Source organism: Pseudoxanthomonas sp. JBR18 (assembly GCF_028198165.1).
Taxonomy (GTDB): domain Bacteria; phylum Pseudomonadota; class Gammaproteobacteria; order Xanthomonadales; family Xanthomonadaceae; genus Pseudoxanthomonas_A.
Map to the genome: position 1 here is coordinate 2,159,917 of NZ_CP116339.1, position 21,756 is coordinate 2,181,672.

The 21,756-nt window shown below is 65.3% G+C and carries 16 protein-coding genes; 8 read left to right on the forward strand and 8 right to left on the reverse strand.

From position 1 onward, the window contains the following. Positions 1-147: 147 nt before the first annotated feature. From PJ250_RS09695 to PJ250_RS09705, 3 genes are read right to left on the reverse strand one after another with little or no spacing between them, the layout of a single operon-like run. Positions 148-867 carry a basic secretory protein-like protein gene (locus tag PJ250_RS09695; protein ID WP_271648366.1) on the reverse strand — a complete coding sequence of 240 codons (720 nt, stop codon included), beginning with the start codon at positions 865-867 and terminating at the stop codon, positions 148-150. Further along, entirely contained in the window at positions 867-4,238 is a 3,372-nt protein-coding gene (locus PJ250_RS09700; protein ID WP_271648367.1) for a GH92 family glycosyl hydrolase, read from the reverse strand. Before PJ250_RS09700 ends, PJ250_RS09695 begins: the two co-directional genes overlap by 1 nt. After that, positions 4,235-5,344, reverse strand: coding sequence for a LacI family DNA-binding transcriptional regulator (locus tag PJ250_RS09705; RefSeq protein WP_271648368.1), 1,110 nt, complete (start codon positions 5,342-5,344; stop codon positions 4,235-4,237). Before PJ250_RS09705 ends, PJ250_RS09700 begins: the two co-directional genes overlap by 4 nt. 401 nt (positions 5,345-5,745) lie before the next feature. On the opposite strand from PJ250_RS09705, the gene PJ250_RS09710 reads away from it, so the two are divergent. The 4 genes from PJ250_RS09710 to PJ250_RS09725 all read left to right on the forward strand — a co-directional run bounded on the left by PJ250_RS09710 (position 5,746) and on the right by PJ250_RS09725 (position 12,655). Beyond that, a complete protein-coding gene (locus tag PJ250_RS09710) occupies positions 5,746-8,511 on the forward strand; it encodes a TonB-dependent receptor plug domain-containing protein (RefSeq protein WP_271648369.1) in 2,766 nt (921 codons plus the stop codon). A gap of 262 nt (positions 8,512-8,773) precedes the next feature. Beyond that, entirely contained in the window at positions 8,774-10,663 is a 1,890-nt protein-coding gene (locus PJ250_RS09715) for a glycoside hydrolase family protein (RefSeq protein ID WP_271648370.1), read from the forward strand. Continuing rightward, positions 10,660-12,051 carry a GDSL-type esterase/lipase family protein gene (locus tag PJ250_RS09720; protein WP_271648371.1) on the forward strand — a complete coding sequence of 464 codons (1,392 nt, stop codon included), beginning with the start codon at positions 10,660-10,662 and terminating at the stop codon, positions 12,049-12,051. Before PJ250_RS09715 ends, PJ250_RS09720 begins: the two co-directional genes overlap by 4 nt. Positions 12,052-12,208: 157 nt before the next feature. After that, positions 12,209-12,655 (forward strand): hypothetical protein, encoded by a 447-nt coding sequence (locus PJ250_RS09725; protein ID WP_271648372.1) that lies wholly within the window; start codon positions 12,209-12,211, stop codon positions 12,653-12,655. 730 nt (positions 12,656-13,385) lie between these two features. On the opposite strand, the gene PJ250_RS09730 is transcribed toward PJ250_RS09725, so the two are convergent. Genes PJ250_RS09730 through PJ250_RS09740 form a run of 3 tightly spaced genes read right to left on the reverse strand, consistent with a single transcriptional unit; the run spans position 13,386 to position 15,269 of the window. Next, positions 13,386-14,180 carry a siderophore-interacting protein gene (locus PJ250_RS09730; protein WP_271648373.1) on the reverse strand — a complete coding sequence of 265 codons (795 nt, stop codon included), beginning with the start codon at positions 14,178-14,180 and terminating at the stop codon, positions 13,386-13,388. 44 nt (positions 14,181-14,224) lie between these two features. Further along, entirely contained in the window at positions 14,225-14,575 is a 351-nt protein-coding gene (locus PJ250_RS09735; RefSeq protein ID WP_271648374.1) for a transcriptional repressor, read from the reverse strand. After that, a complete protein-coding gene (locus PJ250_RS09740) occupies positions 14,568-15,269 on the reverse strand; it encodes a PadR family transcriptional regulator (RefSeq protein WP_271648375.1) in 702 nt (233 codons plus the stop codon). Before PJ250_RS09740 ends, PJ250_RS09735 begins: the two co-directional genes overlap by 8 nt. 414 nt (positions 15,270-15,683) lie before the next feature. Between PJ250_RS09740 and aceE the strand changes: the two genes are divergently transcribed. The 4 genes from aceE to PJ250_RS09760 all read left to right on the forward strand — a co-directional run bounded on the left by aceE (position 15,684) and on the right by PJ250_RS09760 (position 20,810). After that, entirely contained in the window at positions 15,684-18,380 is a 2,697-nt protein-coding gene (aceE, locus tag PJ250_RS09745) for a pyruvate dehydrogenase (acetyl-transferring), homodimeric type (RefSeq protein ID WP_271648376.1), read from the forward strand. 349 nt (positions 18,381-18,729) lie between these two features. Then, complete coding sequence (locus tag PJ250_RS09750) at positions 18,730-19,044, forward strand: hypothetical protein (RefSeq protein ID WP_271648377.1); 315 nt, start codon at positions 18,730-18,732, stop codon at positions 19,042-19,044. After that, positions 19,014-20,036: an ImmA/IrrE family metallo-endopeptidase gene (locus tag PJ250_RS09755; protein ID WP_271648378.1), complete on the forward strand. Its 1,023-nt coding sequence runs from the start codon at positions 19,014-19,016 to the stop codon at positions 20,034-20,036. Before PJ250_RS09750 ends, PJ250_RS09755 begins: the two co-directional genes overlap by 31 nt. Before the next feature lie 342 nt (positions 20,037-20,378). Further along, positions 20,379-20,810 (forward strand): hypothetical protein, encoded by a 432-nt coding sequence (locus tag PJ250_RS09760; RefSeq protein WP_271648379.1) that lies wholly within the window; start codon positions 20,379-20,381, stop codon positions 20,808-20,810. A 96-nt stretch (positions 20,811-20,906) separates the two neighbouring features. Here the strand turns inward: PJ250_RS09760 and PJ250_RS09765 are convergent, their stop codons facing one another. Both PJ250_RS09765 and PJ250_RS09770 read right to left on the reverse strand, forming a co-directional pair. After that, positions 20,907-21,095, reverse strand: a complete 189-nt coding sequence (locus PJ250_RS09765) for a hypothetical protein (RefSeq protein WP_271648380.1) — start codon at positions 21,093-21,095, stop codon at positions 20,907-20,909. Positions 21,096-21,388: 293 nt separating this feature from the next. Next, positions 21,389-21,610 (reverse strand): hypothetical protein, encoded by a 222-nt coding sequence (locus PJ250_RS09770; RefSeq protein ID WP_271648381.1) that lies wholly within the window; start codon positions 21,608-21,610, stop codon positions 21,389-21,391. Positions 21,611-21,756 lie beyond the last annotated feature (146 nt).

The following is a 21,756-nucleotide window of genomic DNA, read 5'->3' on the forward strand; positions in this document are numbered from 1 at the left end:
CGAACGCGAGACGCCATGGGCCGACACGCGCAAACATCAGGGCGCGGGTGCCCCTGCGCGGGGACTGCGGTTTGCCGTGGCGCGCGGTTCCAGCCTGGCGCGTGGGATCCAGGCCAGGCCGCGCGCCGATGCGCTGCCTGGGGGCTCTCAGCCGTTGGCCGGCCGCACGCCGCCGCGTGCGATGACGTATCGATCCCACAGCGTTTCGACGGTCTCGCCGGTGGCCTGGGTCCACAGCTGTGGCGAATAGGTGCCGCCGCGCAGCGCCGCGTCCAGTTGCTTGACCAGGCCCGGATGTTTGGCGTCGGCCCATTTGAGAAACGCACCGCTGACCCGGTAGCCGGTGTCGTAATGCTGCTTGTCCTTGATCTGGGTCGGCAGCGCCCAGCCGCCAGCGGCGTTGTCGACGCCATAGCGGTCGCGCGCGTAGTCGGCGATGCCTTCCACCAGCCAGGTCGGCGCCTGGTCGTTGCCGTAGTCCGGATAGCTCTGGACGATGTGCATGGCCTCGTGGCTGACCAGGTCGGTATCGCCCGGATGCTTCACCAGCCAGGCCGGATTGATCGTCATCTTGGCCCAGTCGTCGCTGCTCACGTAAGCGATGCCGTCGTAGGACGGATCGATGGTGATGATCGCCTTGGTCGGCGCCGCGGTGTTGAAGTCCGCACGCTCCCGCGCATAGGCATGGAAGAAGGTCTCGAGGATCTTCTCCTGCATGGCCGTGTCCAGCGCGCCGCTGGCATCGCGATAGGTGATGGTCACCCCGTCCTGGGTTCGGGTCACATCCTCGCGTGCCTGCGCAGCGACAGACACGAGCAGGGTGGCGCAGAACAGGGCGCTGGCGAGCGGACGTGGCATAGCGGACATCAGGGCGCCTTCTTCAGCGGGACCGGGACGTGCGGGGCCAGCAACTCGACCTCGGCCAGGGCCATGCGGCCGGGCGCGGTGAAGTGCAGGCGATAGGCGGTATAGGTGCCAGGCGAGGCGATGCGGAACGGCCGGGCCTGCAGGGCCCAGCGGAAATCCTCGTCGCTGCGCGTGTCCAGGGTCTTCCAGGCCCCCTCGCCATTGCGTGCCTGCAGGCGCCAGCTGGCGCCCTGGATCGGGCGCTGTCCACTGGTGAGCGTATAGAAGGTCGGCTGCGCGCCTTGCCCCAGCGTGATGTCAACATCGACCTGCTTGCCCATGACCGGGGCGCTGGTGTCGGCGTCGTCGTCGACCAGGGCCGGGGCGGCCTGGCCGTTGACGCTGACGCGCGCCTGCGGGCCGATGACATCGGCCAACGTGGTCGGTGCCTGGCCAGCTGGGGTCAGCGAGGGCGGCGCGTCGCCCGGCGCGGAACCCCACTTGGAGGGCGCCGGTCCCATCACGAAATCCAGTGTCGCGCCCTGCGCCAGCAGCGCGTGTGGGATCCAGGTCTTGGTCCACGGCTTGCCGTTGACCTTGAGCGACTGCACGTAGACGTTCTTGGCCGAATTGTTCGGCGCGCGCACCACCAGCTCCTTGCCGCCCGGCAGGGACAGGGTGCTCTGCTTGAACAGCGGCGAGCCGATCACGTAATCCGGCGAGCCCATGCGCAGCGGGTACAGGCCCATCGAGGCCAGCACGTACCAGGCCGACATCTCGCCGTTGTCCTCATCGCCCGGATAGCCCTGGCCGATGTCGCTGCCCAGGTACAGGCGCGCGAGGATCTCGCGGGTGAGTGTCTGGGTCTTCCACGGCTGGCCGGCATAGAGGTACATCCAGGCGATGTGGTGCGCGGTCTGGTTGCTGTGCGCGTACATGCCCATGCGCACGTCGCGCGCCTCGGTCATCTCGTGGATCACGCCACCGTAGGAACCGGTGAAGTCCTCGCCGGCCGTTTCCGGCGTGGCGAAGTACTGATCGAGCTTGCGCGCCAGCGCGTCGCGCCCGCCGTACAGCGCGGCCAGGCCATTGCCGTCGTGCGCGGCGGTGAAGGCGAAGGTCCAGCCGGCCGACTCGGTGTAGTCGTGGCCCCATTCGCGCGGATCGTAGTCCTTGGCCGGCACGCGCCAGCTTCCATCGGGCTTGCGGCCCTGGAAGAACTCGATGCTGCGGTCGAACACATTGGCGTAGTCCGCCGCGCGGTAGCGGAAGTACGCGGCCTCCTCGGCGTAGCGCTGCTTGTCCTTGCCGCTGGCCGAGCGGGCCAGCTGCGCGGCCATGTTGGCGATGCCGAAATCGTTGAGCGCGCCCTCCATGGTCCAGGACATGCCCTCGTGGGTCTCGGTGTCGGCGTAGCCGCGATACAGCGAGCGGTCCATGCCCTTGCGCCCGACGTGGCGATCGGACGAGACCACCGTGGCGTTCTTCAGCGCGGCCTCGTAGGCCAGCTCCGGGTCGAAGCCGCCGATGCCCTTGGCATAAGCGTCGGCGAAGGCGACGTCCGAGCTGGTGCCGACCATCAGGTCCGCATAGCCCGGCGAGGACCAGCGCGCCACCCAGCCGCCGGCCCGGTACTGCTCCAGGAAGCCGCTGATCAGGCCGCCGGCATCCTGCGCATCGAGCAGGCCGTAGGCCGGCCACGCCGTGCGGAAGGTGTCCCACAGGCCGTTGTTGACGTAGATCTGGCCGTCGCGCACCGGCGCGAAGCTGCGCACCGCGCTGCCATCGGTGGCGTCATCGGACCAGCTGTTCTGGCTGGCGTAGCGCCAGTCCGGCCTGTCGGCGGTGCCGACGTTCTCCGAGCCGGAGTTGGGATACAGGAACAGGCGATAGAGGTTGGAGTACAGCGTGGTGCGCTGGTCGTCGCTGGCCCCGTCCACCTGCACCTTGCCCAGCACCGCATCCCACTGCACCTGCGCGCGCGCGGCCACCGTCTCCACCGTGTCGGACGCCTGTACTTCCAGGGCCAGGTTGTGCTTGGCCTGCTCCAGCGAGATCAGCGAGGTGGCGATGCGCATGGTGACCGTGCGCGTGCCTTCTTTTGCAGGGGTTGCCGCGAACTTCACATAGCCGGTGGGCCGGCCGGTGTCGAGCTTGCCGCTGCGCTGCCACGGCGTATCGAAGGTGGCGTAGACGAACATGCGCGTGGCCCCGGTGGACAGCCCGCTGCGCACGTCGGTGTAGCCGGAAAGGGTCTGGGTCTTCTCGTCCAGGGTCAGCCCGGCGCGTGCGTCGACATTGTCGAACAGCAGGTTGGCATCGCCGTGGTCGGGAAACGCGAACTGGAACACCGCCGCATGGTCGGTCGGGGCCAGCGCGGTGGTGATGCCGTTGGCGAAGCGCACGCGGTATTCCTGCGGACGGGCCAGCTCATCGGCATGCGAGAACGCCAGGGCGCGCTTGTCCCGATCGGCCTGCGGCACGCCGGAATCGAGCGAGGGCATGACCTGGAAGGTCTGCCGGTCGCCCATCCACGGGCTGGGCTCGTGGCTCAGGCCGAAGGCCTGCAGACGCGGCTGGTTGTCGGCGTCGTTCTGCTCGTTCCAGCTGTACAGCCAGGACAGCGAGCTGGCGTCGGTCATCGGCGTCCAGAAATTGAAGCCGTGTGGCACCGCCGTGGCCGGGAAGTTGTTGCCGCGCGAGAACGTGCTGTTGGCCTGGGTGCCGCGCGTGGTCAGCACCCAGTCGGTCGGCGCCTGGTGTGCGACCGGGGCCGTCTCGCCCAGGGCCACATCGTCGATCCAGCCACGCGCGGTCTTGCCGGCCGGCGCGGCGGTTTCAAGTTCGATTGCCACCACGCGCTTGCCGCGCAAGGCGGGCACCTCGCCCAGGCGCACGGCCTTGCGCGCCCACTGCTGTGGGTAGAGCGACTTGGAGTCGCCCTGCGCCTGCGCGCCCACGCCGAAACCGTACTGGTCCAGTGCGGGCGTGGCCGACACGCGGGTGCCGTCCTCCAGCACCGCATCCAGTGAAACATAGGTACTGGACACCGTGTCGCCGTCGACGATCTCCGGCAGCACCAGCCAGGACAGCGTGGTGTCCGCATCGATGGTGGCGTCGACCTTGAACAGCGTCGTGCGCCCGGCGCTGCCGTCGTAGGCCAGCGCGTGTAGGCCGCTGTAGCCGGCCTTGGCCTTGGCCGCGTAGGGCGCTTGGGGTCCATCGCCCACCTTCACCGACGGCCCGCCGCCGGCGGACTGTGGAGCGGGTTGCCCGGGCTCGAACGAACTCCGGAAGTCGGCCGCCAGGGCAGCGGGGGTGCCAAGGGCGAGCGCGACGGCGCACGCCAGCGAGCCGCGCAGCAAGCGCGGCGTGTGTGTGATCTGGGTCAAGCGGTCGATCCTCCGGGACGGCTGCCGCGCGTGGCGCGGGCCTTGGTGGGCTTGGCCGGCGTGGGGGACTCCAGCGTGCGGGTGAAACTGAGCGAACTCTCGCGCGGCACCAATTGCACCGGCGCGATGGTATTGCGGGGCTTGGCATCGACCGGACGGCTGGCCATCACCATGCCCACGGCCTGGCGACCCAACGCGCGGGGCGCGGTGGCCAGCGTGGTCAGTGCCGGCACCGTGGCGGCGGCCTCGGGAATGTCGTCGAATCCGGTCAGGGCGAACTCGCGACCCGGCGCGATGTTGCGCGCGCGCAGGCCCATCATCAGGCCCAGCGCCACCGCGTCGTTGTAGGTCACCGCCGCGGTCGGCGCCGGATCGCGCGCGAACAGCGCCGCGGTGGCCGTGGCCGCCTGCAGGCGAGTCGGCGCGCACTCGACGATCCAGCGCGGCTCGGGGGTGATGCCCGCGGCCTTGAGCGCGGCGGTATAGCCTTCCAGGCGCTGTCGGCAGGAGCTGGAATCGCGATGCCCGCCGAAGAAGGCGATGCGCGTATGCCCCTGGGCCAGCAGGTGTTCGGTGGCCATGCGCGCGCCGGCCACGTTGTCGGCGCCCAGGTAGTCCCAGCGCGACTGGGGCACCTGGCGGTTGAACAGCAGCAGCGGCGTATGCAGGCCGACCACCGGGCTCAGGTCGGCCACGCTGGTGCCCTCGGCGGGGGTCAGGATCACGCCGGCCGGGTTGTGTTCCAGCAGCGAGGACAGCACGGCGCGCTGGCGCTCGATCGATTCGCCCGAGCTGCCCAGCAGCATCACGCAGCCGGCCTCGGCCAGCGCCTCGTCCACGCCGGACGCGAACTCGGCCACGAACGGGTTGGACAGGTCATTGATCACCAGGGCGACGCTGGTGGAGACCTTGCGCCGCAGGTTGGCGGCGCTGCGGTTGTAGACATAGCCTTGGCGGCGCAGCTCGGTTTCCACCAGCCGACGGGTCTTGGCCGCCACGGCCGGGTTGCCGCTGAGCACCAGGGAGACCGTGGCCGAGGACACCCCGCAGGCGCGGGCAATGTCGGCCAGCGTGACGCGCCGACGGCGCTGGTTGGAATCGGTCATGAGCCCCTGAATCGTTTGAAGCGATCAGCCGATCGTGCAGAACTTTCACGCGCATGGCAATCCGCAGCGGGGATTTGGGGCATCTTGCCCACGTTTTGATTCCTTTTAAAGTGACAGAGTGGTCGAAATCAAGTTGTCAGAACAACTTATCGTCATCCCGTTGACATACTTCATTTAAACGATTTAGAAAGCAATCGGCGCGACTTGCCCGGTCCTCGATAGTGCGGTGTCCGGGCCGCCGTTCCTGCGTCTTGCGCCATGGCAGCCACCGCCAGTGCACGACGCCGGGCCGAGCGCTGCCCGCAACAGGGCTGGGGAAATGCCCGCAGTGTCCAGCCGTGCCGCCCGCCGCCCCCGCGGCCGGCGAGCGCAGTTCCTTGCACCTCGATGGAGAGACCCGGATGAAGTTGAGACTGTTGTCGTTGATGATTTCCACCGCCCTGCTGCCGTGCGTCGCCCACGCGCAGGACGATGCGCCGCAGGCCACCGATGTCCCCACAGAAGGTGCCACCAGGAAGGCCGCCGAGCTCGATGCGGTCAAGGTCACCGGCTCGCTGATCCCCCGGGCGCAGATCGAAGGCCCCTCGCCGATCACCAGCGTGACCGCGGCGGACATGGAGAAGCAGGGCTTCACCAACGTGTTCGACGCGCTGCGCTCGCTACCCCAGTCCAACGGCTCGGTGCAGGACTCGCAGGGCACCGGCAACTACACGCCCGGCGCCAAGACCATCAGCCTGTTCGGCCTGGACCCAAGCTACACGCTGACCCTGCTCAACGGCCGCCCGATGAGCAGCTATCCGCTGGCCTACAACGGCAACACCTCGATCGTGGACATCGCCAACATTCCCATGGGCATGGTCGAGCGCGTGGATGTGCTGACCGGCGGCCAGTCTTCGGTGTATGGCTCTTCGGCCATCGCCGGCGTGGTCAACATCATCCTGAAAGATCACGTCGAAGGCACCCACTTCAAGTACCGGGCCGGCGGTTACAGCGACGGCGGCGGTGCCAACCAGCGCTTCGAGTTCAGTACCGGCACCTCGATCGGCGACCTGGACCTGAGCTTCGGGCTGCAGTACGACAAGCAGAAGCCGATCTACGGATTCGATCGCAGCTACCTGGACAGCGCCGCCGATGCGCATACCGGCAAGGTGGTCGATCCCTCGCGCACCTTCCTGCGGCGCGACATCACCGCGGGGGCTTCGCGGTACATCGATCCCGGCGCCGCCGCGTGCGCGCCGCTGGAATACCTCTACGGCGGCACCACCCAGTACGCCGCGCGCTCTGACGGCAGCAATGGCCGCTACTGCGGCAGCCTGGCCAATGTCGGGACCGCCTCGTTGCTCAACAAGGCCGAGAACGTCAACGGCAGCCTGTTCGCGCGCTACCACCTGACGCCGCAGACCGAGTGGTACACCGACATCCTGCTCAGCTATGGCCGCCCGACCTACACCGGCGGCAGCCCGTTCTGGAACCAGGATTTCTACAACCAGACCACCGGGACCTACGAGAGCTGGCAGCGCATCTTCGCGCCCGAGGAGGTCGGCCTGAAGTCCAAGGACCAGCGCGTGTTCACCCGCAGCTACAACATCGCCACCGGCGTGCGCGGCCCGCTGGGCGATACCGGCTTCGACTACGACATCTACATCAATCGCTCCGGTACCAGCGCCATCCGCAAGGCGACCGACTTCCTCAAGTTCAACGGCGTGGACGATTACTACCTGGGGCCGCAGCTGGGCGAGATGAACGGCTATCCGGTGTTCGCGCCCAACGAGGACCTGCTGTACCAGCCGATCACCGCCGAGCAGTACTACGCCTGGAGTGGCACCAATCGGGCCAAGTCCGCGGCCTGGACCCAGTCCGAGACCGCCACGCTGACCAACACCTCCCTGTTCGAACTGCCCGCAGGTCCGGTCGGCTTCGCCGCGATCGTCCAGGGCCAGCGCGAGTACTTCAACAACCGCTCCTCGGCGCCCAACTCGGAGAACATCTTCCGCGGCAACGGCGGGGCCACGGTCGCCCAGGGCCAGCGTGACCTGTACGCGGCGGGCATGGAATTCCAGGTACCGGTGACCAGCACCTTCAACGCCAACCTGTCCGGTCGTTACGACAAGTATTCGCTGCAGGGCGGCGGCGGCAACGGCAAGTTCACCTACAAGGTGGGTCTGGAGTTCCGCCCCATCGACACCCTGCTGCTGCGCGGCAGCTACGCCACCGCGTTCCGTTCGCCGGACATGTATTACCTGTACTCGTCAGAGTCCAGCGGCTTCACCACGGCGACCGATTACTACCTCTGCCGCCAGGCCGGCTATACCTCCGACAACTACGACGCCTGCGCGCAATCGGACAGCTCCATCCGTTCGGTGAGCTCGGGCAATCGCAACCTCAAGGACATCACCGCCAAGACCTTCACCTATGGCGCGGTGTGGTCGACGCTGGACAATGCGCTGACGCTGTCGGTGGACTACAACCACATCGAGATCGACGACGAGGTGAACCTGCTCGGCCAGGGCGACATCCTGGAGCTGGAAGCCAACTGCCGCCTGGGTGTGTCCGAAAACGGCGCCACCGCCTATGACGTCAATTCGCCGACCTGCCAGGACGTGCTTGGCCAGGTCGCGCGCAAGCCGGCCAACGATCCGGTCAACCCCAACGGCATCAATGAGGTCCAGACCTATCCGATCAACCTGTCCAAGCAAACGCAGACCGGCCTGCAGGCCAATATCGGATACAAGTGGCGCATGGACACCCTGGGCAACTTCGACGTCCAGGTCGGCCATTACCGTGCACTGACCCACGAGACCCAGTACAAGGAAGGCGACCCCACCTACGACCAGCTGTGCTGCGCCAACTCCAACGAGCTCCACGATCGCACCAGCGCCACCATCAGCTGGTATCGCGGCCCGCTCGGCGCCACGCTCTACGGCCTGCGCAATGCGCCGACCTGGAACCAGGCCGGTGACGATCGCAACATCGGGCCGTGGACGACCTACAACGGCAGCGTCACCTACCGCTTCAACGACACGTTCGGGGTGATGCTCTCGGTCAACAATCTGACCAACAAGCGTCCTCCGGTCGATGTCACCAATGGTGGGTGGCCCTTCTACGACACCGGCATCTACAACGCCTACGGGCGCTCGGCGCAGATCGAGTTCTCGGTCGACCTGTAACCCGGCGTAGTCTGCCCAGGCGCAGGGACGCGTCTGTCGTATTGTCGGACAAGTCGGCACGATCCAGGGTAGGATGGCTCCGCGCCGCGCGAGGCGGGCATGACGTGGAGGCTTCGATTCCATGCAGCACGATCCTGTGTCCCCGAGCCGACGGCAGTGGTTGCGCGTTGCGGCCATCGGCGGCGTCGCGGCGGGCCTGCCATTGGGCGCAGCCGCGTCCGATGCACCCGCGCCGGCCGCGGCATCGGCTACGTGGTTTCCCGTGGCACCGCTGGCACCGCAACCCTTCCAGCTGCTGCCCACCGGCGCGATCAAGCCTGCCGGCTGGCTGCGTCGCCAGCTGGAGATCCAGGCCGCCGGCCTCGGCGGCCACCTGGACGAAACCTGGCCCGATGTCGGCCCGGACAGCGGCTGGCTCGGCGGCACGGGTGAGTCATGGGAGCGCGGTCCGTACTTCGTCGATGGCCTGCTGCCGCTGGCATGGCAGCTCGACGCGCCGGAACTGAAGGCCAAGGCACAGCGTTTCATCGACTGGACCCTGCAGAGCGACTGGGGCGATGGCATGTTCGGCCCGCGCAGCAACGATGACTGGTGGCCGCGCATGGTCATGCTCAAGGTACTCACCCAGTACCAGGAGCTCAGCGGCGACGCGCGCGTGGTGCCCTTCATGACGCGCTACTTCCACCACCAGCTGCAGGCGCTGCCGGCACGGCCCCTGCGCGACTGGGGCCGCATGCGCTGGCAGGACGAGGTGGTCAGCGTGCTGTGGCTGCATGCGCGCACGCAGGATCCCAAGCTGCTGCAACTGGCCAGGCTGCTCAAGGCGCAGGGTTACGACTGGCAGGCGATGTTCGCCGACTTCCCGTTCAAGGAGAAGGTCGATCCGGCCAGGCTCAAGGCGCACGCACACGGTGACGACGTGTTCATGGAAGACCTCGGCCTGCAAGTCCATGGCGTCAACAACGGGCAGGCGCTCAAGGCTTCGCCGGTCTGGTCGCTGGTGTCAGGCAGCGCGGCCGATCGCTCCGCCGTCCACCACCAGCTGGCGATGCTGGACCAGTACCACGGCCTGCCCAACGGCATGTTCTCCTGCGACGAACACCTGGCCGGGCGCAGTCCGTCGCAGGGCGTGGAGCTGTGCACCGTGGTCGAGACGATGTACTCGCTGGAGCTGGCGTTGGCGATCACCGGCGATGCCGCACTCGGCGACCGGCTGGAGCGCATCGCCTTCAATGCGTTGCCCGGCACCTTCACCGACGACATGTGGGCGCACCAGTACGACCAGCAGCCCAATCAGGTCGAATGCAGCCTGCACCGCTCCCCGTGGACGACCAACGGGCCGGAGGCGAACCTGTTCGGCCTCGATCCGCATTTCGGCTGCTGCACGGCCAACTTCCACCAGGGCTGGCCCAAGCTGACCGCTGCGGCGTGGATGGCCAGCGACGATGGCGGCCTGGCGGCGATGGTGTACGTGCCGTGCCGCATCGCCACGCGCATCGGCGCCACGGCAGTGGAACTGGAACAGGTCACCGACTATCCGTTCCGCGATCGCGTGCGCATCGTCCTCCGGCCCGAAGCGCCCACGCCCTTCCCGTTGCACCTGCGCATTCCCGGCTGGTCGAAGGCCACGCGCGTGCTGGTCAATGGCGAAGCGGTCACGGCCAAGGATGGTTTCACCCGCATCGCGCGCACCTGGAAGGCTGGCGATGTGGTGGAGCTGAAGTTCAACGCGCAGGTCATCGCCGAAACCGGGCCGAACGATGCGGTGACCTTTTCGCGCGGCGCGCTGGTGTTCTCGCTGCCCATCGGGGCGGCCTGGGTGCCCTGGCGCAAACGCGGCCTGACCACCGACTGGCAGGTGTATCCGACCACGCGTTGGAACTACGCCATCACCGGCACCGCGCCTCAAGTCAGCGAACACCCGATCGGGCCGATGCCGTTCGCCGCGCAATCCGCGCCGGTGCGCCTGCAGGTCGAAGGCCGCCCGGTGCCGGCGTGGGTGGCGATGGAAGGCGCGGCCGAGCCCGTGCCCACCGGGCCAAAGCCGGCCAGCGACGAGCCGGCCGTGCCATTGACCCTCATCCCCTATGGCGCGGCCAAGCTGCGCATCACTGCATTTCCGCGCTTGCATGGCGCCCTGGAGTCCACATGAACTCGCTCACCGACGCTCGCCGCGGGGCAACCATGAAGATCCTGCTGCTGGTCGCCAGCGCGCTGCTGTGTGTCAGCGCGCCGGCGCTGGCCGGCCCGGACGCGCATTGGGTGGTGTCCTGGGGGCAGGCGATGACCGCACAGGTCAGCGTGCCGCGCGATGCCGGGCATCAGCCGCAGCGCGACACGGGCGGTGATCCGCTCCATCGGGTGCCCACCGTGCGCCAGGTCACCGTGCGCCAGCGCGTACGCCTGAGCCTGGGCGGCAGCCAGCTGCGCGTGCGGCTGTCCAATGTGTTCGGGACCGCGCCGCTCGAGGTGGACGCGGCCAGCATCGCGCGGGCGGCGCAGGGCGCGGCCGTCGTGCCGGGCAGCAGCGTGCGCCTGACCTTCGACGGCAAGCCCCGGGCACTGGTGCCGGCCGGGGGCGAACTGCTGAGCGATCCGGTGGCCTTCGACGCCCCCGCGCTGGCGCCGCTGAGCGTGAGCCTGTACTTCAAGGCTCCGGCGGCTTTGGCCGATGCCCATCCGCTGGAGCAGGGGCGGGTGACCTGGGCCGTGCAGGGGGACGCGGTGGATGCCGTCGATCTGGAAGGCCGCACGCCCGCCCAGGGCCTCAGCCCGTGGCCGGGTGACCATGTCTACGCCCTGACCGCGGTGGAAGTGGCGGCCAAGCCCGGCACGCGCAGCGTGGTGGCCTTCGGCGATTCCATCACCGATGGCTACCAGGCCACCCGGCCGGATACGCCGTGGCCGGCCGTGCTGGCCACGCTGGGCAACGCACCGGGCGCGGGTGGTTTGGCCGTGGCCAACATGGGCATCAGCGCCGACGAGTTGGCCTTCGACCAGGTCGGCGAACCGGCTTCTGGCATCGCCGGCCTCAAGCGCTACTACCGCGATGTGATCGACCGCCCCGGCGTCACCGACATCGTGGTGCTGTTCGGCGCCAACGACATCAACCGCGGCCCGGATACCGCCCTGCTCACGGCCGGTGCGCAGCCACGAGAACTGATCGCCAGCTTCCGCCTGCTGGCCGACGTCGCGCACCAGCACGGGATCCGGATCTGGGCCGGCACGGTGCTGCCGTTCTCCGACGATCCCAACTGGTACTCGCCGCGCCGCGATGCCGCGCGCGTGCAGATCAACGCCTGGCTCAAAGATTCCGGCGTGTTCGATGGCGTGGTGGATTTCGCCGATGCGGTCGAAGGTCCCTACGACACGCCGACCCCGCCGCCGGGCGCCCCGGTGCCCCAGGGCATCGCCACGGTGTGCGTGGCCGACGAAGGCGTGCACCCCAACGACCGCGGCTACGCGGCCATGGGTCATGCCGCCTTCAACGCGCTCACCGGCGCGACCATGCAGCCCCAGGCCCCCTGCCGCGCGCGGTGAAGCCGGTGATCGCTTGACAGGTTGCGCAATTGAAGACTTTAGATGCGGCGTTGTTGCGTATCGGGTGCAGGCTTTGCGCTCGTGTGTCGATCAGGGAAGGAGTCCGAGATGATAGGTCTGCGTTTGAAGCCCTTCGCGTGGGGCGTGATGAGCTTGCTTGCTGGTGGTGTCGGTGGCTTCGGCCGAATCGCAACGTATCGAGACGGTGACGTACACCGGGTTTGATGCCAAGCAGTACACAAGACTCTTCCAGCCCTTGTTGGACAACCCTCACATGCGGTTTAGCGATAACGAAAATACTTGGAAGCTGCAGACGGAGCGCTTGCGGACCGGTGCGTACGCCGCATTGGTGGTGCAGTTCAACGTGCATCGCACAGGGCCAGCCACGATGGACGCTCCGCTGGTGTCTCCTGACCACTTGCCGAAAGGCGTCGATGATGTGGCCACGCTGGTGAGCTGTGGCGATGCGGTCGGTGGCAGTGGATACCAGGCGACCATCGAGACCAAGTACAAACGTGACTCGAATGGTTGGGAGCCTGAGGCTTATCACTATCAGCAGGTCAAGGATTGTGCGTCTGCGATGCAGGCTTATGCGAAGCAGTGATTTCGTTCGGGCGGTCTGATTTGGGGCTCTGAGGCAAACGCTTCAGCGCCGCTCTGCGGCGAAGGGAAAAGGCTCTCGCGCCTACGGGCGCGACCTTCTTTTGTCGCGGCAAAAGAAGGCAAAACCGCTACTCGCCGGTCCCAAAAAGGGGATTGAAAACACTCGCCGATGCTGCGCATCGGTTCCCTGTGCTTCTCGGAGGCCAGGGCATTTATCCCTTTTTAGGGACGTCGCCCAAACTCGCTGCGCTCAAACAGGGCGACTCTTCGACCCTGGCTTCCTGCGATGCTCGGCTCGCTTTACGGCTTAGACAGGTAAAGCTGCAAACAACAGCAACAGCAACAGCAATGCTCTGCATCGTCATTCAGACGGGAAAGCGGGCCTGGGCTTGACGCTCTCTGCTTTTGTTTTTGCTTTGCTCTCAGATCCCCGTAAGGCACGGCGAAGGGACGAGGTTAAGACCCGCAGGGCGCCACACAAGGATGTGTGGCGTTTTTGGAAGGGACATGGATGTCCCTTCCAAAAATCCTCGGCCCGTAGCGGACCTGCGAAGCAGGCGTGCCACCCGGGGCGTGTTTCTTTGCCCAGCTTTCTTTGCACGAGCAAAGAAAGTGGGTCGGGCGGCGAAGCCGCACGAAAGCTTCTGCTTGAAGGAAAAATCCGCTTCAAGCCATGGAACAGCGCTAATGGCCCTACGGCCCTTCAGCCGCAGCGCAGAAAGCCTATCCCCTCAATCCTCATCCTCCACGCTGTCGGCGTGCTTCCAGTACCCGGTCGAGCGGATCCACCCTTTGGGCACCGAACGGTGGCCTTCCAGGAACTTGCGCATCATCCGCGCACGACGCGACTCGCAGGCGATCCACCAGAACGCATCGCCCTGCGGTGCCAGGTCGTCCAGCACCTGTTCCAGCAGCTCGCTGCGCTGCGGCGGCACGCCGTTGCGCGGCAGCCAGCGGATGTCCGCGTCGGCCTGGGTGGGCAGGGCCTGGCGGTCGGCGTCCTCGGGGACCTCGATCACCGCGGTGACCTTGCGCCCGGCCGGCATCTCGCCCAGCCAGCGGCCGATGGCCGGCAATGCGGTTTCATCGCCGATCAGCACGTAGTGGTCGAAGTCCTCGGCCACCATGAACGATCCGCGCGGCCCGCCCAGCGCCAGCGTAGCGCCGGGCTGCGCGGCCGCCGCCCAGCTGGCGGCCGGGCCATCGCCGTGCATGACGAAATCGATCGCCAGCGTGCCGGCGGCCGCGTCGTGCAGGCGCGGGGTGTAATCGCGCATGGGCGAGGCGACCTTGCCGGCCGGATACTCCAGCCCGTGCGCACCCAGGGTGGGGGTGACGAATTCGCCGTCCGGGTTGGGGAAGAAGACCTTGACGTGGTCATCCGGCGCGGCGCTATGGAAGCCGGCCAACGCCGGCCCGCCGACCACGATGCGGCGCATGTGCGGGGTCAGGTCGTGGACCTCCAGCACCTGCAGCTGGCGGAAGACGACCGGGTGGCTGAGCCTGTGGCTCTCGTGCAATGTCATGGGAAGCAAGCTCCAAACAATCGAAGGGAAAGCCGGCGCCGGTTTTAGTGAATCGGCACCAGGCGATAGCCCAGGTCGGCGGCGAGCGCGCGCAGCCAGTGGCTGGTGGCGGCCTCGTCCCCGGGCGTGGAAGGGGCTGGCTGGCACAGGCGCCACAACGTGCGGCCATGCGGGCTCGCGATCGCGACGGCGAGGTGCTGTTGTTCCAGCACATGCAGTACGCGATAGACGGTTCCCAGGCTGACGCGGTGTCCCTGCGCGCGCAGCTGGTGGTGCAGTGAAATGGCATCGCACGGCGCCGGCTGCTGTAGCAGCAGCGCCAGCAACGCGCGCCGCGGCGCGGTCATGCGCAAGCCGGTGGCCTGGAGCGCATCGGCGCCGACGGTCTCAGTCATGCGGCACCTTGGCGATGTCGGCGGCCGCCTGCAGCAGAATCTGCGCAACGCGCTCGCCGGACTCCGGCGTCCAGTGGGCGTGGTGGCTGATCAGGGCGCGCTTGATCGCGCTCATGCCACCACGGACCGGGGCGGGCAGGCCGGCCTTCACCACCATCCGCGCGCTGCGCTCGGTGCGCAGGCGCGCATTGGCCAGCGTCTCGGCGTGGGCCCGGGCGAAGGCGTGGCCGGCCTCGGTCAGCGTGTGCAGGCGCCGCGCGCCGTCCTCGCTGCTGGTGACCAGGCCATCGGCCTGCAACTGCGCCAGCGCCGGGTACATCGCCCCGGCCGAGGGCGTGTACTGGCCTAGGAACATCTCGCCGATCAGCTGGATCAGCTCGTAGCCATGGCGCGGCTGCGCCTCCAGCAGGCCGAGCAGCAGCAGGCGCAGGTCGCCGTGGGCCAGCATCCGCGGCGTGCGCTGGCGCTCGCCGCGTTCGCCCCGGTGTCCGCCACGCCGGCCGTGGCCGCGGCCTTCCTCGTGCGCCGGGTCGCGATGACCGGCGCGCGTTTCCGTGTCCGACGAGGCGTCGTCGGGCCGGCCGACGCCATCGGCGCGACTGCGATGCCCGTGGCCTTCGCGATGCCCGCGCCCCGGGTGCGGGCCTTCGCCGTGATGGTGTCTGCGGCCGCGATGTCGTGCATGGGGATGCATGGGAACTCCTGGAGATTCATTAGTGCCGGGCCGAACCGGCGGCCTGGCCCGCCTGGCGGCTCGCGCTGCACGCGGCCATGGCGGGGTGCGGTGGCCGGGCAGGCCGCAGGCGCCGCGTCAGCCGCCATCCATGGGCCGCCGTGTGCCGGCGGAAAAAAGATATATCGAAGTTCTGAGAAAAGATATAGCGAAATACAGCCGCCGATCGGCCCATGACATTTCTTCGTCATACGAAATCCTCACAACTGCAAGGCTCCGGCCGGGCGAAAGACGAAATTTCGTCACGAAAACCCCCGTTTGCGGCCTCCCTCAATGGTCGAACCGACGCCGGCCCCTGGCCTGGCTTACAATCACCGGCTCAGACAGATATCAGATGCCGCGATCGCGTCGCGGCTCACAGGCGAGGAGATGGCAATGAACTGGTTGAACGAGATGCTGCTCAGCGATCCGGACCCGGCAGAAACCCAGGAATGGATGGAATCGCTCAAGGCGGTCATCGATGCCGAAGGGCCGCTGCGGGCGCATCAGCTGCTGGAGGACATGGTCGAGCTGACCCGCCGCTCCGGCGCCTACCTGCCGTTCTCGCCCACCACCGAGTACGTCAACACCATCGCCCCGGCCCTGGAGGCCAAGAGCCCCGGCGACAGCGCGATGGAGTGGAAGATCCGCTCCATCATCCGCTGGAACGCCATGGCCACCGTCGTGCGCGCCAACCGCAAGCCGGGCGACCTGGGCGGGCACATCGCCTCCTTCGCCTCGGCCGCCACGCTCTACGACGTGGGCTTCAACCACTTCTGGCGCGCGCCCTCGGACAACCACCCGGGCGACCTGCTCTACATCCAGGGCCACAGCGCCCCGGGCATCTACGCCCGCGCCTTCCTCGAGGGCCGCATCAGCGAGAAGCAGCTGGACCACTTCCGCATGGAAGTCGACGGCCAGGGCATCTCCTCCTACCCGCACCCGTGGCTGATGCCGGACTTCTGGCAGACCCCCACCGTGTCGATGGGCCTGGGGCCGCTGAGCGCCATCTACCAGGCGCAATTCATGAAGTACCTGGAAAACCGCGGCCTGATCGAGAAGTCCGACCGCAAGGTGTGGTGCTTCATCGGCGACGGCGAGTCCGATGAGCCCGAGACCCTGGGCGCCATCGCCCTGGCCGGCCGCGAAGGGCTGGACAACCTGATCTTCGTGGTCAACTGCAACCTGCAGCGCCTGGACGGCCCGGTGCGCGGCAACGGCAAGATCATCCAGGAGCTGGAAGGCGTGTTCCGCGGCGGTGGCTGGAACGTCATCAAGCTACTGTGGGGTTCGTACTGGGATCCGCTCCTGGCCCGCGACACCGACGGCGTGCTGCGCAAGCTGATGATGGAAACCGTCGACGGCGAGTACCAGAACTGCAAGGCCTTCGGCGGCGCCTACACGCGTGCCAACTTCTTCGGCAAGTACCCGGAGACCGCCGCCATGGTCGCCAACCTGTCCGATGACGACATCTGGCGCCTCAACCGCGGCGGCCACGACCCGCACAAGGTCTATGCGGCCTACGACGCGGCGGTGAAGACCCAGGGCATGCCCACCGTGATCCTGGCCAAGACGGTCAAGGGCTACGGCATGGGCTCGGCCGGCGAGTCGCTCAACCCGACCCACCAGACCAAGAAGCTCGACGACGACGCGGTGCGCACCTTCCGCGACCGCTTCAACATCCCGCTGAGCGACAAGCAGCTGGAAGAAGCCGAGCAGGTGCCCTTCTACCACCCCGGCCCGGACTCGCCTGAGGTGCAGTACCTCAAGTCGCGCCGCGAGGCCCTGGGCGGCTACCTCCCCGCACGTCGCCGCAAGGCCGACAAGTCCTTCACCGTGCCCGGCCTGGACAAGTACGAGCGCCTGCTCAAGTCCAGCGGCGAGCGCAGCTACTCCACCACCATGGCCTTCGTGCAGACGCTCAACATCGCCCTGCGCGACAAGGAGCTGGGCCCGCGCATCGTGCCCATCGTGGCCGACGAGGCCCGCACCTTCGGCATGGAGGGCATGTTCCGCCAGATCGGCATCTACGCCCCGTTCGGGCAGAAGTACAAGCCTGTCGATGCCGACCAGCTGATGTACTACCGCGAGGACCAGTCCGGCCAGGTGCTGCAGCAGGGCATCAGCGAGCCGGGCGCCATCTCCTCCTGGCTGGCCGCCGGCACCAGCTACTCGGTGTCCAACGTGCCGATGCTGCCGTTCTACATCTACTACTCGATGTTCGGCTTCCAGCGCGTGGGCGACATCGCCTGGCAGGCCGCCGACATGCGCACCCGCGGCTTCCTGCTGGGCGGCACCGCCGGGCGCACCACGCTCAACGGTGAAGGCCTGCAGCACGAGGACGGCTTCAGCCAGGTCATCGCCGGCTCCATCCCCAACGTGCGCAGCTACGACCCGACCTTCGGCTACGAGGTCACCGTCATCCTCCAGCACGGCATGAAGTCGATGATGGAAGAGCAGAAGGACGAGTACTACTACCTGACCCTGATGAACGAGAACTACGCACACCCGGAGATGCCGGCCGGTGCGGAGGAGGGGATTCTCAAGGGCATGTACCTGCTCACCGACGCCGGCAAGCCCAAGAAGGGCGAGCTGCGCGTGCAGCTGCTGGGCTCAGGCACCATCCTGCGCGAGGCCATCGCCGCGGCCGAACTGCTGGACAAGGACTTCGGCGTCACCGCCGACATCTGGTCCTGCCCCAGCTTCAACGAGCTGCGCCGTGACGGCTTCGACGCCGAGCGCTGGAACCGCATGAACCCGGAAGCCAAGACCCCGCGCAAGGCCTACGTGACCGAGCAGCTGGAAGGCCGCCAGGGCCCGGTGATCGCCGCCACCGACTACGTGCGCGCCTTCAGCGACCAGATCCGCGCCTTCGTCCCCACCACCAACTACACCGTGCTGGGCACCGACGGCTTTGGCCGCAGCGACACCCGGGCCAACCTGCGCCGCTTCTTCGAGGTGGACCGCTACTACATTGCCCACGCCGCCATCGCCGCCCTGGCCAAGGATGGCAAGATGACCGGCAAGGACGTCGCCCGCGCGATCAAGCAGTACAAGATCGACGTGGACAAGGTGAACCCGGACGGGGCTTGATGGCCTTAATTGCGAGAGAGTGGACGCCGCCTGAGTGCGCGGGCGGCTAGTCCCTTTAAGAGTTGATTGGACAACTACTATTGGATGTGATTTAAGTCATTTCGGAGCAGTGTATTGACAAGGAATCCGATTCCAAAACCATCTTTCCTTGACGGGTGCTCTCGTGTGTCGCGGAAAGGCGTGGCTCGATGGGAGTCAACCGCTCGTGATCGTTACTTCGAGTGGGATGGATACCACGGTGAGATAGAGGTCTATGATCGGCGTGGAAATCATCTTGGCGTGATTGATGCGATCAATGGACAGATCATCAAGGGCGCTGTCAAAGGGAGGAAAATCGATGTCTCCTAATATGAATTTCATAGATAAGTGCATTCGCGGGCTGTCCTTGCCCGCTGATATTGATGATGCTGTGCAAACTTGGCACGATGATCCTGAAATAAGGGTAGATCTTTCAGATTATCTTGGCTTCGATAAAGAGGAATATTCCGCGTGGCTGGCTGACGGCTCGATTATTCAGTCTGTGATTGCCGCGCGAGTGTCCGGCCTATCGCTGTTCGAATACTTGCAGAGTGCTATGGAGCTTCCGATGGCGGCCAGAGGGCAGGGGCTTTCTGCGGATAGTGCGGTTATTAAATGGCTGCGCAAAACTGGAAGGCTTGGGTGATAGGTATAGATCTTTGTGAATCGGCAAGGAATTTCGCTCGATTACTAATTGATAGGCACGGAATTGCTGCGCCCGTCAATATCGAGTCGCTTCTTAGTCAATATGCGGACTTGGAGGTTGTTGACATACCATTCGATTTCGATGGAATAGCTCTTGATATAGGTAATTCATCTCGCCCCAAGGTCGTAATAAATGGCAATATTCCAGAGGCGAGGCGAAGATTCACGGCGGCGCACGAGCTTGGCCATGTGATTATCCCGTGGCACCGAGGGGTTTTTCTAGATGATATTGCGCTCGATGACTCTCAGCGATTCGCAAATCTCGATGCGTACATGGAGATGGAGAGGCAGGCGAATGCTTTTGCTTCTGAAATTTTGATGCCTCAAGCTTGGCTCCTTGAGACGATGGCGCAAACAAGGTTTTCTGACCTTCATGCGCGCGTAATTGATGAGGCTGGAGTATCGCCGGTAGCAGCGGCAATTAATATAATGCGATCCCTCCCGCCAGGACACATTTACGCGGTTGTTGATTCTTCAGGCTTGGTGCTAAATGCTGGAAGATCAGAGGGTACGTTGGCATCTGCTCCAGCTTGGCATGAGCCTTTGCAGGCTGGTGCATACGATTATGCCGAAGATTTTGCCTCGCTAAAACGTGCAGGGCGCACGTATATGTGGTGGAAACTGCCATCTAGCTACGACTATCCTGTTGAAAGTGAGGGCCCGCCTCTTGATTGGCGCATCGTACTTGATGAGATGCTGGCTGATATTTGTAGCTCGCCCGAACAGATTTCAGCGTATAAGATGAAGGTAAATGGCGTGATCGGGTACGTTAATAGCGCATGTAAGCGAGGGGCTAACTATACGGAGGGGGGGGTTAGGGCTGCAGCTATTCAGCGGTTTACGGGGCGTACCGAATACGCTAACTTCTCGGCACATGAAAAATTTCATGCGTTTGTTGCTGCGAGAGTTTCATACTTGTTCCGGGTGGAATAATAATTATAAAAAGCCTTCACTTCCTGCGGCGAAACAGGGGTCAGGTTGCACTTTTATCTTAACAAGCTTTGATTTTCGGCGGCCTGCCTGTTCGGAAAGGGGGCAGGCGCGATGACCGTGTTGGTGTTCTATGGGCGCCTGGAAGCGCTCGTCGCCAAGCGTATTGGGATTGTTATCAGGATTGGGGCGAAGGTGAGTGGACGCAGTTCCACATCGGACTTGCCTGGCTATTACTGTGCTCTATTAGGAGGTCTTAGTATTGGCGATGGATCCGCGAACCATGTGAGGCTGGATGCTTTCTAGGCTGTGGGAATTTATCGCCATGATAGGGAGATCTTAAAGATGCGATATTCGACTAATTCGATTGTTGGGAAAGTAGGCGCCAAGGCAATCATGCTGATTGTCCAGTGGGGCTTACTAATGTGTGTCACGTATCTCTTTGCGGGCGGGGCTAAGAGGGATTTATTGCAAAAATTTGTAGAGCAGGCAGTTGAGAGCGGAAACTCCATAGTTCCTTTTTTGGCTTCCTTTATTTGCGTGATTTTTGTTCTTGTAGCGTGGCTAATTAACTCCAGGCAAGGCAATGTCAAAGCGCACGCGCTTGGACTTATTGCCGATGTTGCGGGAGATCTGGGCTCAGCCCTGTTCTTGTACGGATACGTTGTCCTGATATACGTGTTCGCAAAGCCGTCTATGCATTTTCTTGCTCAAGCTGCTTTCGGACTGCTGTTTGGTCTAACGTTAATGGTGGCTTCCAAAATTTACGAAAACTAAACTTAGTCTGAAACGCGGAACAGGGGGCAAACGAGTCACGGGGTCAGGTTCTAAGGTTTCCCCACGTTTTTCCCTAGATGGATTGGAAAGCAGGGGTCAGAGTGCACTTTCCTCCCCCGTGGTCTTCTTGATCTTCGGCTGCCTTCCCGTCCGCACCGCTGGGCCCGCGCGCCGTCCGAGCTGCCGTTCGGTGGCGTTGCGGAAGCTGTCGTTGCCCAGCGCGTGCTGGCGCTGCAGGTTGAGGCGGATGGCAGCGGTCTCGTCCGGGGCGATGGCTTCCAGCACGAAGCCAGTAACGGGGTCAGGTTCACTTCTCGCGGTCTTTGGTGGCGTTGTGTGGACGATGGGCGGGCCTGACGCCAGCGAAGCGTTGGGTCTTGGTCTGGATCATGGCTTGGAAGGCGCTGCTGCCTAGGCGCGCTGTTGTTGCAGGGTCGCGCGGATGGTGGCGAGGTCGTCGGGACCCAAGGCCGTGTTCAACAGGACGTGGTAGGCCGCAGCACGGGTTTCCCTGTCGGCGCCCAGCGCCAGAAAGCTGGGGTGCGGCTGCGGGGCCCGAGCAGCTAACGGAGTCAGGTTCACTTCGTGATTGAAGCGGCTGGCTTTTTGGGGCGATGCGCACGCCTAACACCTGCGAAGCGTTGGGTCTTGGTTTCGGCCATGGCTTGGAAGGCGGCGCTGGTGCCCAGGGCGCGCAGCTGCTGCACGGTGGCGCGGATGGCGACGAGGGCTTCCAGGTCCAGGGTTTCGTGGAGCAGGGTGTGGTAGGCGTCAGTCCGGCTGGGCGCGTCGGTCAGCAAGGCTCAGGGTAGAAAAAGCGCGCTTCTACCTCTGTTTTGTTCTGCCCTTACACTAAGATCAACCAACATCCATTTGAACGGACTCACCGATGACACAGATATCGCCTGATCTGGCAGCTAGTGCTCTAGAGCGCGCCTTCTTTCCG